Raw genomic sequence first — 13,239 nt, forward strand, 5'->3', positions numbered from 1 at the left:
CACCGACGCCTCTACTGAGGCAGCCGCCGAGGTGTCCACCAAGGCCGACCCGAAGGCCGAGACCGAGACCGCAGCGACCGCCGATTCCACCGCCGAGGCCAAGCCCCAGGCCACCACCGACGCCTCTACTGAGGCAGCCGCCGAGGTGTCCACCAAGGCCGACCCGAAGGCCGAGACCGAGACCGCAGCGACCCCCGATTCCACCGCCGAGGCCAAGCCCCAGGCCGCAGCCGACACGACCGCCGAGGCCGAGCCCGAGGCTGCAGCCGACACGACCGCCGAGGCCGAGCCCGAGGCTGCCGCGCAGGCCGAGCCGGATGCCGCCGCCCAGGCCGAGCCGGAGGTCATCACCGAGGCTGAGCCCGAGGCCGACGGCGCAGCCGAGGCCGACATCCCCGCCGCCCTCACCACCGCCTACACCGCCGCAGCCCAGGCCCTCGCGGACGCGAACCTCTCCGACGCCCGCGCCCGCGTCTACCTCGTCCTCGACCGCTCCGCCTCCATGCGCCCGTACTACAAGGACGGCTCCGCACAGGCCCTCGCCGAGCAGACCCTCGCCCTCGCCGCCCACCTGAACCCGGACACCGCTGCCGAGGACGGCGACGGCCCCACCGTCAAGGTCGTCTTCTTCTCCACCGAACACGACGGCACCGGCGAGCTGACCCTCACCGACTTCGAGAACAAGATCGACACCCTGCACGCCGGCCTCGGCCGCATGGGCCGCACCAGCTACCACGCGGCGGTCCAGGAGGTCCTCGCCCTGCACGACAAGACCCGTGCCCCGAAGAAGACCCCCGCCCTGGTGATCTTCCAGACGGACGGCGCCCCGGACGCGAAGACCCCGGCCACACAGGCGCTGACGGAGGCCGCGAAGACCCACCCCTCGGTCTTCTTCTCCTTCGTCGCCTTCGGCGACCCCGAGAACAAGGCGTTCGACTACCTCCGCAAGCTCAAGACCCCGAACACGGCCTGCTTCCTCGCCGGCGAGTCCCCCCGGGAGCTCACCGACAAGGAGCTCTACGACGGCGTCCTCGCCTCCTGGCGCCCCTGAGCCACACCGGCCCCCTCCGGCACCACCACCCCACCCCGGGCCCCCGCTGCCCTGCCCCTCCCCCCTCCCCCCTTCATCCCACCCCGTAAAACGGGCAGCGGGCGGCCCACCCGGGTCGGCTACGATTTCAAGGTTCCGTACAAACCGACCTGGGAGCAGCCTCCGATGGCTCGACACCTCATCACCAGCGCCCTTCCGTACATCAACGGGATCAAGCACCTGGGCAACATGGTGGGGTCCATGCTCCCGGCCGACGTGTACTCCCGTTACCTGCGCCAGCGCGGCCACGACGTCCTGTACATCTGCGCGACCGACGAGCACGGCACCCCCGCCGAGCTGGCCGCCAAGGAGCAGGGCATCCCGGTCGACGAGTTCTGCGCGCAGGCGCACGACGCCCAGAAGGCGATCTACGACGGCTTCAGCCTCGCCTTCGACTACTTCGGCCGCAGCAGCAGCCCGCAGAACCGCGAGATCACCCAGGAGATCGCCCGCGAGCTGAAGGCGAACGGCTTCATCGAGGAGCGGGCGATCCGCCAGGTGTACTCGATCACCGACGGCCGCTTCCTGCCGGACCGCTACATCATCGGCACCTGCCCGCACTGCGGCTACGACAAGGCCCGCGGCGACCAGTGCGAGAACTGCACCCGCGTGCTGGACCCGACCGACCTGATCGACGCGCGCTCGGCGATCAGCGGCAGCAGCGACCTGGAGATCCGCGAGACCAAGCACCTGTTCCTGCTGCAGTCCGCGCTGGCCGGCGAGGTCGAGCAGTGGGTGGACCAGCAGGCCGACAAGTGGCCGGTGCTCGCCTCCTCCATCGCCCGCAAGTGGCTCACCGAGGGTCTGCACGACCGCGCGATCACCCGTGACCTGGACTGGGGCGTGCCGGTCCCGGCGGACACCTGGCCGGACCTCGCCGCCGAGGGCAAGGTCTTCTACGTCTGGTTCGACGCCCCGATCGAGTACATCGGCGCCACCAAGGAGTGGGCGGACCAGGACCCGGAGAACCGCGACTGGCGCTCCTGGTGGTGGGAGGCCGACGACGTCCACTACACCCAGTTCATGGGCAAGGACAACGTCCCCTTCCACAGCGTGATGTTCCCGGCGACCCTGCTGGGCACCCGCGCGCCCTGGAAGAAGGTCGACGTCATCAAGGCCTTCAACTGGCTGAACTACTACGGCGGCAAGTTCTCCACCTCGCAGCGGCGCGGCGTCTTCACCCACGACGCGCTGGAGATCCTGCCCGCCGACTACTGGCGCTACTTCATGATGGCCAACGCCCCGGAGTCGGACGACGCGTCCTTCACCTGGGAGCACTTCACCGCCACGGTCAACAAGGACCTCGCCGACACCCTCGGCAACTTCGTCAACCGTGTCCTGTCCTTCTCCCGCAAGCGCTTCGGCGAGGAGGTGCCGGCGGGCGCCGCGCCCGGTGAGGCGGAGGCGAAGCTGGGCGAGGAGATCGCCCGGCTGCTCGCCGAGTACGAGGAGCACATGGAGGCCATCCAGTTCCGCAAGGCGGCGGCCGCGCTGCGCGCCCTGTGGTCGGCCGGCAACTCCTACCTGGAGGAGAAGGCCCCCTGGCTGGAGATCAAGACCGACAAGGACGCGGCGGCCCTCACGCTCCGCACGGCGATGAACCTGATCCACTTCTACGCGGTGGTCTCCGAGCCGTTCATCCCGACCTCCGCCAAGGCGATGCGCTCGGCCTTCGACCTGAAGGACGACACCGCGACCTGGGTGAGCCACGAGGAGGCCCGCGCCCTGAACGCGGTCCCGGCCGGCACGCCCTTCACGGTCCCGCCGGTCCTCTTCGCCAAGCTCACCGACGAGGACCTGGAGCGCTACAAGGAGCGCTTCGGCGGCTCCGAGGAGTAACCGGACCGAACGCGAAACCGCACCCGGCGCCAGCCGGACCGAGCCACCCCTGGGGGAACCGTTCATGGCACTGTTCGGCAACGCGCACAGCATCGACCCGGCCTCGGCCCAGCAGGACTACGCCCGCCTGCTGGGCCACGGCGAGCAGGTGCACGCCGCCTACCTGCTCATCCGTGACACCATCCTGTTCACCGACCGCCGCCTGATCCTGATCGACAAGCAGGGCATCACCGGCAAGAAGACCGAGTACCACTCGGTCCCCTACCGCAGCATCACCCACTTCTCCGTCGAAACAGCCGGCCACTTCGACCTCGACGCCGAACTCAAGATCTGGATCTCCGGCACCCCGGCCCCCATCGAGAAGACCTTCACCAAGGGCGTCGACATCTACGAGGTCCAGGCCATCCTCACCCAGTACGTGGCGCGGTAGAGGACTTCTCCGACGCGTACGCCACGAAGTCGGCCCAGGCCACCGGCGTGAGGGCGAGCCGGGGGCCCGTGGTCCGGTGCTTGGAGTCACGGACGTGAACGGTGTCGAGGGCATGGGCGACCTCCACGCAGGAGTTGCCGTCGTTTCCGCCGCTGTAACTGCTCTTGAACCACGCCAACTCGGAGGTGTCCCCAGCAGTAGCCTTGCGGATCATGTTTCTCCCAGCAGTTGCTCAATGAAGGTCAGCGACTCCCGGGGCGAGAGCGCCTGAGCCCGGATGGTGCCATACCTCAGTTCGAGGATGCGCAGGTGCTTGGGGTCGTGGACTGGCCGACCGTTGAACGCACCGTCCGAGCGGCCCACCGCCGTACCGTCCGCGAACTTCAGCAACTCAATACGCCCGTCCAGTCCGGAGTGGGTGTCGCAGTCCATCGGCATGACCTGGAGCACGACGTTGTGCAACTGCCCCACGTCCAGCAGCCGTTCGAGCTGTTGCCGCCACACCATTCTGCCCCCGATGGGGCGCCTCAGCACGCCCTCTTCCAGGACGAAACTGAGTGCAGGAGCCGGGTCACGTTCGAATGCTGACTGCCGGGCCACACGAGCGGTGACCATGCGTTCCACGTCGTCCGGCGAGTACGGCGGCTGCGCAGCCGCGATGACGGATCGTGCGTGATCCCGCGTCTGCAAAAGTCCAGCGATGACGTTGCACTCGTACAGCCCGATCTCGACCGCCTTGGCCTCCATCTCCGCCAAAGCCCGAACCTTCTTCGGGTACCGGACCTTGGCCACGTCCTCCTTCATCGCCGAGAGCAGTCCGCCCGCCCCCAGCACCTCGTCCGCCCTGTCCAGATACTCCGGGCGGGGAATCCGCTTGCCGCTCTCGATCTTGTAGACGAGGTCCTCGCCGTACCCCACCGCCTTGCCGAACTCGCCGGCCCGCATGCCGATCGCCTCGCGCCGGAGCTTGAGCTGCCGACCCACGGTGGCGACCACGGCCACGCCCCACTCGTCGTCCGGGTCCGCCTCCCACCCCGGCTCGTCCGCCTCGGTCTTCAGCCGCCGGACCTCGTTGTCCACGGACATGCGCGCCCCTCCGTCGTACCGCCTCGCATCAGCCACGCCCTACCCGCACGCGCCGCCCCGACAAGCCCGGACACCACCGGACAACGACCGGACAGTCACCGTACGCAACCGCGACGTCACTCCTCACAGTAAGCAGAAGCGGCCACGCTGAGTGACGTGAAGCAGAAACTCACCCAACCCGGCAGCCCCATCCGCGACTTCAGCGTCCTGCTGTCCCCCACGCCCCTAGGAGCCCGCCTCGCCCGCCTGCTCGCCACCGAGCAACTGCGCCGCTGGGGACTGCCGTTGGATCCTGCCCAGCTCATCGTGGCCGAGCTGGCCAACAACGCCGCCACACACGGCCGCGTCCCCGGCCGCAACTTCCGGCTCCTGCTCTACGTCGTCGGCGGCACCCTGCGCATCGAGGTCACGGACACGCGCGGTGACCGGCTTCCCCACCGACGCCCCGCCGGCCCGACCGCCGAATCCGGCCGCGGCCTGACCCTCGTAGCGGCCCTCGCCGACCGCTGGGGAGTCACCGACGGCCTCCCACCCCGCAAGACGGTCTGGGCCGAACTCACCCTCCCCGCCCCGAAGTCACCGGAGCCCGACCGCCCGCACTCCGGTGCGTCCGGCGCTCCCAAAGAACCAAGAACCAGGGAGAAAGAACCCCTCCAAGCCCCACCCCTCCCTCCCGGCGGGCGGACTCACTCCGGCGAGTGAATATGCCAAATGGATTGGATTTGGGGTGGGTTGCCTGCTCTACGCTCAGCGCCAGCGCACAACGCGCAGCAACCACCCGACATGCGTCGGCCCCCGCGGGGACTGCCATCCCACTGCGAGGGCCTGACCACCGAGGAAGCAGACCCTTCCCGATGGATACAAAGAACCCTAGCGCGGCCCTCACTGCCCAGTCCCGGAACCGGAGCAAGAACCACCCCGACGGGGAACGAATCACCGGCGTCGTCCACGACCACGTCCGCCACACCGAGAACTTCACGGTGATCGGCAACGACCTGGCCCAGCACCCGGATCTCTCCCTGCTCGCCATCGGGCTGGCCTGCTACATCCAGTCCGTACGGCCCGGCACCCCCGTCGACATCAAGACCCTCGCCGCCCGCTTCCCCGAAGGGAACACCCGCATCGCCGCCGCCCTGCGGGAGCTCGAAGCGTACGGCTACCTGCGCCGTACCCGCGAGCGCACCCCCGCAGGCCGCATCGTCACCCGCACCGTGTCCTGCAACAGGCCAGGTCACCACGGCCCCCGGGAACCGGCCGCCCGCAAGCCCGCACGCCGGCCGTCGCCCGGCGAACCGGCACCGCGCAAGCGGCTCCCGGCCGTCCCCCAGCCATCGCACCCCTGGCCCACCCTGATCCGCACAGCCCTCGACGTCCTCGCCGGCCTGCGCCGCCACGACACACGCCTGCTGCTCTCCGCCACCGACGCGGAACACCTCGCCCCCGGCGTCGCCGCCTGGCTGGAACGCGACCTCACCCCCACCGCCGTACGCCACGCCCTGACCGCCAACCTCCCGAACGAACCCCTGATCCGCCCAGCCGCCCTCCTGGCCCACCGCCTGACAACCCAGCTCCCACCCCCGCCTCCACCCCGCCCTCCAGCCCCACCGACCCCCACACCCCGCCACCCCTTCCAAACCTGCGACGTCTGCGACCGCGCCTTCCGCGCCCCCTCCCCAGGCCGCTGCCGCGACTGCCGCAACGAGCAGAGCGAGATCACATGAGTACACAAGCGCTCGGCCCGGCCGCGCCGGATACCCTGGCAGGGGTACTCCTGGAGGACACCATGAGCACATTGCCGGACCACGGACGCGAGCTGATCCCCCGCCCGGAGCAGACACCCGATGCCCTGCGCGCGGCGCTCGCCGTCGTGGCCCCGGGCAGGCTGCCGGAGATGCAGGCCACGAAGGACGAGGCGTTCGCCAAGGCGGTCGAATGGCAGTCTGTGAGCCCCGTGCAGAGCTGGGTGCTCCGCTGGGCCCGGGACATCGAAATCGCGCGTCGCCCCGACCTGTCCTCCCGTCTCGAGCATGCACAGAGCAGACTTGAGGACGCAGATCCCGCCATCGCCGAAGAAGCTCTCCGGGAGCTGACCGCTGTACTGGACGAAGCCATGAAGGCAGTACGCGGTTGAGCTGGAAGTGGGAGTACGCCTTCGGAGCAGAGCAAACCGCCCGCACCGCACCGGCCGAGTTTCTGACCCACGTGGAGAAGAAGGCGGAAGAGCTGGTCAGAGCCGCGGAGGCCATGCATCTGCACGGTCGAGCCCACGCAGGTATCGATCCGAGCGGCGGCGACATCATCGTGCCGGGCGGCATGTTCAGGTATCAGATCGTCGTACGCAGCGAGCGGGTCTACGTCGTACAGATCACCTACCTGGGCTTTTAACGGTCTAGGCCACCGACCAACCGGTGTTTCGAGTCTTGGACCGGGCTGAGGCCCGGGAATGATCAGCCCCGCCACCGAGTTGGCCCCGGTATGACGAGCGCTTCGCGGAGTACAGAGGTGTTGCGGTACACGGCGTTCTCGACGGATCCGGGTGGGGGGAATCCCGCCGGGGTCGTGCTGGACGCCAGGGGGTTGTCGGACGAGGACATGCTGGGGATCGCCGCCGAGGTGGGGTACAGCGAGACCGCGTTTCTGATTCCGTCGTCGTCGGGGGAACGCCGTTTCGATGTGCGCTACTTCAGCCCCAAGGCCGAGGTTCCGTTCTGCGGGCACGCCACCGTGGCCTCGGCGATCGCGCTGGCGGAGCGGTCGGGGCCGGGGGAGCTGGAGTTCCGGACGCCTGCCGGGACCGTTCCCGTCACAGTGGCCGAGGGGAGAGACGGGAGTCTGCGGGCCACGCTGACGAGTGTGGAGCCGAAGGTGGAAGGCGTGGCCGAGGCGGATGTGCGGGAGGCGCTGGCGGCGCTCGGGTGGGCGGGGGATGAGCTGGACGCCGCGCTGCCGCCACGGATTGCCTTCGCGGGGGCCCGCCATCTCGTGCTGGCCGCGGGGACCAGGGAGCGGCTCGCGGAGCTGGAGTACGACTTCGACCGGCTGGCAGCGTTCATGCGGCGGCTGGACCTGACGACGGTGCAGCTGGTGTGGCGGGCTTCGGAGACGGTGTTCCATGTGCGGGATCCGTTCCCGGTGGGCGGGGTGGTCGAGGACCCGGCGACGGGGGCTGCCGCGGCCGCGTTCGGGGCGTATGCGCGGGAGTTGGGGCTGGTGCCCGAGGAGGCCCTCCTCACGCTGCATCAGGGGGAGGACATGGGGCGGCCCGGTGTGCTCACCGTCGAACTGCGCGGCGGCGACCCCCGCGTGCGGGTCAGCGGTGCCGGGGCGCGTATTCCGCGCACTCCGGAGTGAGCAGGCCACAGAGCAATGGCTAAGGGCCCGGTCCCGCCGGTGTGGCGGGACCGGGCCCTCGCTGCAGCGCTACAGCTGGGCCTGCCGTGTGCCTGCCCTGGAAGGGACTTACTTCGGCTGCGGCTTGCGGATCGACAGGTGGAGTTCCTTCAGGCGCTCCTCGTCCAGTTCGGTCGGGGCGCCCATCATCAGGTCCATCGCGTTGCCGTTGAGCGGGAAGGCGATGGTCTCGCGGATGTTGGGCTCGTCGGCCAGCAGCATGACGATGCGGTCGACGCCCGGCGCGATGCCGCCGTGCGGCGGTGCGCCGAAGCGGAACGCGCGGAGCATGCCGGCGAACTTCTCCTCGACGGTCTCCCGGTCGTAGCCGGCGATCTCGAAGGCCTTGAGCATGATCTCCGGGTCGTGGTTCCGGATCGCGCCGGAGGACAGCTCGACGCCGTTGCAGACGATGTCGTACTGCCAGCCCAGGATCTCCAGCGGGTCCTGGGTCTCGAGGGCCTCCAGGCCGCCCTGCGGCATGGAGAACGGGTTGTGCGAGAAGTCGATCTTGCCGGTCTCCTCGTCCCGCTCGTACATCGGGAAGTCGACGATCCAGCAGAAGCGGAAGACGTCCTCCTCGAAGTGGCCGGCGCGCTTGGCGGCCTCGACGCGCACCGCGCCCATGATCTTGGAGACCTCGTCGAACTCGCCCGCGCCGAAGAACACCGCGTGGCCGGGGGCCAGGGAGAGGCGCTTGGTCAGCTCGGCGACGTTCTCCTCGGTGAGGAACTTGGCGATCGGGCCGGTCAGCGAGCCGTCCTCGCCGACGCGGACCCAGGCCAGACCCTTGGCGCCCTGGGCGACCGCGAAGTCACCGAGCTGGTCGAAGAACTTGCGCGGCTGGCCGGAGACGTCCGGCACCGGCAGCGCGCGGACGTGCTTGCCGGCGAAGGCCTTGAACTCCGAGCCCTCGAAGATGTCGGTGATGTCGGCGAGCTCCAGCTTGGCGCGCAGGTCCGGCTTGTCGGAGCCGTACTTCAGCATCGCCTCGCGGAACGGGATCCGCGGGAACGGCGAGGTGACATGGCGGCCGTTGCCGAACTCCTCGAAGAGCTCGGTCATCACCTTCTCGATCGGCTGGAAGACGTCCTCCTGCTCGACGAAGCTCATCTCCACGTCGAGCTGGTAGAACTCGCCCGGCGAGCGGTCGGCGCGGGCGTCCTCGTCCCGGAAGCAGGGCGCGATCTGGAAGTAGCGGTCGAAGCCGGAGATCATCAGCAGCTGCTTGAACTGCTGCGGCGCCTGCGGCAGGGCGTAGAACTTGCCCGGGTGGAGCCGGGAGGGCACCACGAAGTCACGGGCGCCCTCGGGGGAGGTCGCGCTGAGGATCGGGGTGGCCAGCTCGTTGAAGCCCAGCGCCGTCATCTTCTGGCGGATCGCCGAGATCACCTTGGTGCGCAGCATGATGTTGCGGTGCATGCGCTCCCGGCGCAGGTCGAGGAAGCGGTACTCCAGGCGCCGCTCCTCGTTGACGCCGTCCTCGGTGTTGATGGTGAAGGGCAGGGGGGCCGCCTCGCCGAGCACCTCGACCTCGGAGACCTCGATCTCGATCTCGCCGGTCGGCAGGTCGGGGTTGACGTTCTCCGCGCCGCGGGAGACGACCTTGCCGTCCACGCGGAGCACGGTCTCCTTGGACAGCTTGTCCAGCGCCTCGTACGCCTCGGTGCCCGGACGGGCCACGAGCTGCGTGATGCCGTAGTGGTCGCGCAGATCGATGAAGAGGATGCCGCCCAGGTCGCGCCGATTGTGCAGCCAGCCACTCAGCCGGACGTCGGTGCCGACGTCAGAGGAGCGGAGCTCGCCGCAGGTGTGGGACCTGTACCGATGCATCGTCGTTCATCCAGTCTTCGCGGATCGGGGGCGTCGTTTCACGTGAAACGTCCGGAAACGCAGCTCGTGAAACAGGAAACTCCCTCCAAGACTACCGGCCACCCCAAGATCGACTCCCCGGCATTACTGCCCGGTCGTCTGTGCGACAACGGTGGCAGTGTTCGCTGCATTCTTCCTAAAGTGGGGCAATGCGCACAGGTGAGCCCCTGCCCTCGGTGGAGGACGTCCTCAGCCTCCTCGACACCGGCCGGTGGCACTGGGACACCGCAGCCGGGGAGGTCACGGTCGACGCCGTGGCCGCCCGGCTGCTCGGGCTGCCCGCCGAGGAGTCCGTCCTCACGGAGGCACAGGTGCGGGCCCGGCTGCACCCCGTCGACTGGAACGAGATCACCGGTGTGGTCCAGCTCGCCCTCGCCGAGGGAACCCTCGCCGAGGTCCGCATCCGGATCATGGACGACCAGGGGCGGGAGGTCCGGGTCGTCCGCAGCCGCTCCAAGCCGTCCTTCGACCCCGAGCGCAAGGCGTACGTCCTGACCGGCACTCTCCAGGAGGTACCCGAGCCGGCCCCGGGGACCCCCGCCGGGCGCAGCGCGGTCACCGGCGACTGGCGGCGCTCCAGAGAGGCCTTCCTGCTGGACGCCGGCCGGGCCCTGGCCGAGGCGCGCTCCACCGAGGAGGTGCTGCGGGTCGCGGCGAACCTGTCGATGCCGGGCTTCTCACCGGACGGCCTGGCCGTGTTCGGCGTCGAGGGCGACCGGCTGACGGTCATCGGCCACCACGGGCACGAGCCCGGCGACGAGGGCCCCTTCACCTATATGCCGCTGGACACCGACTACCCGGCCGCCGAGGTGGTCCGCACCGGCCGTGCGGTGTATCTCTCCTCGCCCGAGCAGTACAAGGCCCGCTATCCGCTCACCTGGCCCATGGCGCAGCGCTTCGGCCGCCAGTCCTGGGCCTTCCTGCCGCTCACCGTGGCCGGCCGCCCCATGGGCGCCTGGATGGCGGCCTTCACCTACCCCGTCGCCTTCACCCCCGACGAGCGCTCCGTGCTGACCACCGTGGCCCGGATGCTGGCGCAGGCACTGGCCCGGGCGGGCACCGCCGAGAGCGAGCGGGCGCTGACCGACGGACTGCAGCGCACGATGCTGCCCCGGCTGGGCCAGCAGCGCATCCCCGGCATGAGCGTCGCCGCCCGCTACGTCCCCACCGGCGGCGGCCTCCAGGTCGGCGGCGACTGGTACGACGTGATCCCGCTGCCCAGCGGACGGTTCGCCCTGGTCATCGGGGACGTGCAGGGCCATGACGTACGGGCGGCGGGGCTGATGGGCCAGCTGCGGATAGCCCTGCGCGCCTACGCCTCCGAGGGGCACCGGCCGGACGCCGTGCTCACCCGCGTCTCCCGCTTCCTGCACGGCATCGGCGAGGCCGACCCCGACGAGACCCGCTTCGCGACCTGCCTGTACGTCGAGGTGGACCCCGTCACCGGCGTCCTGGAGGTCGCCCGCGCCGGGCACCCGGACCCGGTGATCCGCATGGCCGACGCCACCGTGCTGACCCGGCCCACGGCCGGCGGGCTGCCGCTCGGCATCGACCCGGACGCCGACTACCCCACCACCCGGCTGATCCTGGAACCCGCCGAGACCATGCTGATCTGCACCGACGGTCTGATCGAGACCGGCGGCCACGACCTGGACACCGGCTGGACACGGCTGCGCTCCCTCCTCGAGGAGCACAAGGGCAACCTGGAGGAGCTCGCCGACGCCCTGGTCCAGGCGGTGCACGGCCCCTCCTCGCACCACACCACCGGTCCGCTGGCCGACCGCCGCGAGGACGACATCGCCCTGCTGCTGCTCTGCCGGCAGGGCGAGGGCTGCGGCTGCGGCGCCGAGACGGACACCGTGCGGCCGCCCGTGCGGCGCACCATGCTCACCGTGGCGCAGGCCGAGCCCGAGCGGGTGGCGGTCGCCCGCCATCAGCTGCGCGAGCTGCTGCACGACTGGTCCTCCGCGGACCAGGTCGACTCCGCGGTGCTGCTGCTCTCGGAACTGCTCACCAACGTCCTGGTCCACACCGACGCCGACGCGCTGCTGGTCGCGGAGGTCACCGGTGGGCGCGACGGCCGCCGGATGCGCATAGAGGTCACCGACGCCAGCGACGACCTGCCCCACCCCCGCAGACCCGGCGAGCTGGCCTCCTCCGGCCGCGGCCTGATCCTGATCGAGGAGCTGGCCCACGCCTGGGGGGTCGACCCGCGCGGCGAGGGCAAGAGCATCTGGTTCGAGCTGTACGAGACGGCCGGGGACGGGAACGACGGGAACGACGGAAACGGACGCCCGCACCCGGACGGCACCCCGGGCACCGGAAGCGACTAGGTGTTCTGTCCACGGAGGTTGGTGACAGCGATCACAGCAGGGGCAGCGCCCCCTCAGGACGGCTCGCCCGCCCCGTCCTCCTCCGCGTACCGGTGCCGCAGCTCGTCGACCACGCCGAACGCCGCCGCCGTCAGCGGCACCGCCATCAGCATGCCGACGATCCCGGCGACCGACGCCCCGGCGGCGATCGCCAGCATCACCACCGCCGGATGCATCTGCACCGTCCGGCTCTGGATCAGCGGCTGGAGCACATGACCCTCCAGCATCTGCACCGCGATCACCACGCCCAGCGCCCACAGCGCGATGACGAAGCCACGGTCGGCCAGCGCCACCAGCACCGCCACCGTGCCGGAGATGAAGGCGCCCAGGTAGGGGATGTAGGCGCCGACGAAGACCAGCGCCCCGAGCCCCACCGCGCCCGGCACGCCGAGGATCAGCAGGCCCACGGTGATGCAGAGCGCGTCGATCAGGGCGATGAAGGTGGTGCCGCGCATGAACCCCTCCACGGCGTGGAAGGCCCGCCGGGCCATGGCCAGCGTCATGTCGCCGGAGCGGCGCGGGACGAGGGCGCGCACGACGGCGCCGGCCCGGTCGGAGTCGCGCAGGAAGAAGAAGACCAGCAGCAGCGCCAGCACGGCCATGGCGAGGGTCTCGCCGACCACGCTGACGCCGCTGATGACGCCCGAGGCGGCCGTGCCGCCGAACTTGGAGAGCAGCTGGCGCATGTTGGACGCCAGGTCGTGCAGGGAGGTCCCGGCGGCCCCGAAGTGCCGGGCGATGTCCTGCGCGGCGGTACGCAGCGAGGCGATGATCTGGTCCCCGGACTCGATCAGCGCGGCGACCACGATGTACACGGCCCCGCCGACCACGGCGACGACCGCGACACAGGTGAGACCGGCGGACAGGGAGCGCTTGACCCCCGCCCGCACCAGCCGCCGGTGCAGCGGCCTCAGCAGCGCGGTGCCGAGCAGGGCGAGCAGGACGGGGACGACGGCCGGCCGGAAGGCCACGCAGAGCCGGATGCCGACGTAGACGACCCCGGAGACGAGCAGGGCGACGGCGCACCATGCGGCGAGGCGCCGTACCGGGTCGGGCAGCAGCGGCGAGGAGTCCTGCACACCGCCAGCCGATCATGGCCGGCGGGGGCTGTCCTGCCCTGGCACCCCGCGTGGGTGATCCGCCAGGGCAGGAGCGCCGGT

At 70.3% G+C, this 13,239-nt stretch carries 13 protein-coding genes; 9 read left to right on the forward strand and 4 right to left on the reverse strand.

From position 1 onward, the window contains the following. The 3 genes from ABD198_RS21955 to ABD198_RS21965 all read left to right on the forward strand — a co-directional run. Window positions 1-1,051, forward strand: a 1,051-nt coding sequence (locus ABD198_RS21955; protein ID WP_344004654.1) for a VWA domain-containing protein, incomplete at its 5' end; no start/stop codon positions are given. A gap of 165 nt (window positions 1,052-1,216) precedes the next feature. After that, window positions 1,217-2,929, forward strand: coding sequence for a methionine--tRNA ligase (metG, locus tag ABD198_RS21960; RefSeq protein ID WP_344004657.1), 1,713 nt, complete (start codon window positions 1,217-1,219; stop codon window positions 2,927-2,929). A gap of 64 nt (window positions 2,930-2,993) precedes the next feature. After that, on the forward strand, window positions 2,994-3,359 hold the full coding sequence (locus tag ABD198_RS21965; RefSeq protein WP_344004660.1) for a PH domain-containing protein: 366 nt from the start codon (window positions 2,994-2,996) through the stop codon (window positions 3,357-3,359). Here ABD198_RS21965 and ABD198_RS21970 read toward each other — a convergent pair. Next, window positions 3,337-3,573 (reverse strand): DUF397 domain-containing protein, encoded by a 237-nt coding sequence (locus ABD198_RS21970; protein ID WP_344004663.1) that lies wholly within the window; start codon window positions 3,571-3,573, stop codon window positions 3,337-3,339. The genes ABD198_RS21965 and ABD198_RS21970 overlap by 23 nt on opposite strands. Then, complete coding sequence (locus tag ABD198_RS21975; RefSeq protein ID WP_344004666.1) at window positions 3,570-4,445, reverse strand: helix-turn-helix domain-containing protein; 876 nt, start codon at window positions 4,443-4,445, stop codon at window positions 3,570-3,572. The genes ABD198_RS21970 and ABD198_RS21975 overlap by 4 nt, the downstream gene beginning before the upstream one ends. Window positions 4,446-4,601: 156 nt before the next feature. Here ABD198_RS21975 and ABD198_RS21980 point away from each other — a divergent pair, with 156 nt between their 5' ends. The 5 genes from ABD198_RS21980 to ABD198_RS22000 all read left to right on the forward strand — a co-directional run bounded on the left by ABD198_RS21980 (window position 4,602) and on the right by ABD198_RS22000 (window position 7,796). Continuing rightward, window positions 4,602-5,147 (forward strand): ATP-binding protein, encoded by a 546-nt coding sequence (locus tag ABD198_RS21980; protein WP_344004669.1) that lies wholly within the window; start codon window positions 4,602-4,604, stop codon window positions 5,145-5,147. Between the two features lie 152 nt (window positions 5,148-5,299). Next, complete coding sequence (locus ABD198_RS21985) at window positions 5,300-6,166, forward strand: helix-turn-helix domain-containing protein (RefSeq protein WP_344004672.1); 867 nt, start codon at window positions 5,300-5,302, stop codon at window positions 6,164-6,166. Between the two features lie 62 nt (window positions 6,167-6,228). Beyond that, the gene (locus tag ABD198_RS21990) at window positions 6,229-6,576 is read left to right on the forward strand and encodes a hypothetical protein (protein ID WP_344004728.1); all 348 of its coding nucleotides are present in this window, start codon (window positions 6,229-6,231) and stop codon (window positions 6,574-6,576) included. Beyond that, window positions 6,573-6,830 carry a hypothetical protein gene (locus tag ABD198_RS21995; protein WP_344004675.1) on the forward strand — a complete coding sequence of 86 codons (258 nt, stop codon included), beginning with the start codon at window positions 6,573-6,575 and terminating at the stop codon, window positions 6,828-6,830. The genes ABD198_RS21990 and ABD198_RS21995 overlap by 4 nt, the downstream gene beginning before the upstream one ends. A 90-nt stretch (window positions 6,831-6,920) precedes the next feature. Then, window positions 6,921-7,796: a PhzF family phenazine biosynthesis protein gene (locus tag ABD198_RS22000; protein WP_344004678.1), complete on the forward strand. Its 876-nt coding sequence runs from the start codon at window positions 6,921-6,923 to the stop codon at window positions 7,794-7,796. Between the two features lie 108 nt (window positions 7,797-7,904). On the opposite strand, the gene aspS is transcribed toward ABD198_RS22000, so the two are convergent. After that, entirely contained in the window at window positions 7,905-9,668 is a 1,764-nt protein-coding gene (gene aspS, locus ABD198_RS22005) for an aspartate--tRNA ligase (RefSeq protein WP_344004680.1), read from the reverse strand. A 188-nt stretch (window positions 9,669-9,856) separates the two neighbouring features. On the opposite strand from aspS, the gene ABD198_RS22010 reads away from it, so the two are divergent. Continuing rightward, window positions 9,857-12,040, forward strand: coding sequence for a SpoIIE family protein phosphatase (locus ABD198_RS22010; protein WP_344004682.1), 2,184 nt, complete (start codon window positions 9,857-9,859; stop codon window positions 12,038-12,040). Window positions 12,041-12,093: 53 nt separating this feature from the next. Here ABD198_RS22010 and ABD198_RS22015 read toward each other — a convergent pair whose 3' ends face one another. Beyond that, on the reverse strand, window positions 12,094-13,158 hold the full coding sequence (locus tag ABD198_RS22015) for an AI-2E family transporter (RefSeq protein ID WP_344004684.1): 1,065 nt from the start codon (window positions 13,156-13,158) through the stop codon (window positions 12,094-12,096). Between the last annotated feature and the right edge of the window lie 81 nt (window positions 13,159-13,239).

The organism is Streptomyces thermocarboxydovorans (assembly GCF_039524635.1).
Taxonomy (GTDB): Bacteria; Actinomycetota; Actinomycetes; order Streptomycetales; family Streptomycetaceae; genus Streptomyces; species Streptomyces thermocarboxydovorans.

What these genes read in the sequence shown, in the direction of transcription:
- metG (WP_344004657.1), top strand. Translation starts at nt 1,217, where the DNA reads ATGGCTCGACACCTCATCACCAGCGCCCTTCCGTACATCAACGGGATC.
- ABD198_RS21965 (WP_344004660.1), top strand. Translation starts at nt 2,994, where the DNA reads ATGGCACTGTTCGGCAACGCGCACAGCATCGACCCGGCCTCGGCCCAG.
- ABD198_RS21970 (WP_344004663.1), bottom strand. Translation starts at nt 3,573, where the DNA reads ATGATCCGCAAGGCTACTGCTGGGGACACCTCCGAGTTGGCGTGGTTC.
- ABD198_RS21975 (WP_344004666.1), bottom strand. Translation starts at nt 4,445, where the DNA reads ATGTCCGTGGACAACGAGGTCCGGCGGCTGAAGACCGAGGCGGACGAG.
- ABD198_RS21985 (WP_344004672.1), top strand. Translation starts at nt 5,300, where the DNA reads ATGGATACAAAGAACCCTAGCGCGGCCCTCACTGCCCAGTCCCGGAAC.
- ABD198_RS21990 (WP_344004728.1), top strand. Translation starts at nt 6,229, where the DNA reads ATGAGCACATTGCCGGACCACGGACGCGAGCTGATCCCCCGCCCGGAG.
- ABD198_RS22000 (WP_344004678.1), top strand. Translation starts at nt 6,921, where the DNA reads ATGACGAGCGCTTCGCGGAGTACAGAGGTGTTGCGGTACACGGCGTTC.
- aspS (WP_344004680.1), bottom strand. Translation starts at nt 9,668, where the DNA reads ATGCATCGGTACAGGTCCCACACCTGCGGCGAGCTCCGCTCCTCTGAC.
- ABD198_RS22010 (WP_344004682.1), top strand. Translation starts at nt 9,857, where the DNA reads ATGCGCACAGGTGAGCCCCTGCCCTCGGTGGAGGACGTCCTCAGCCTC.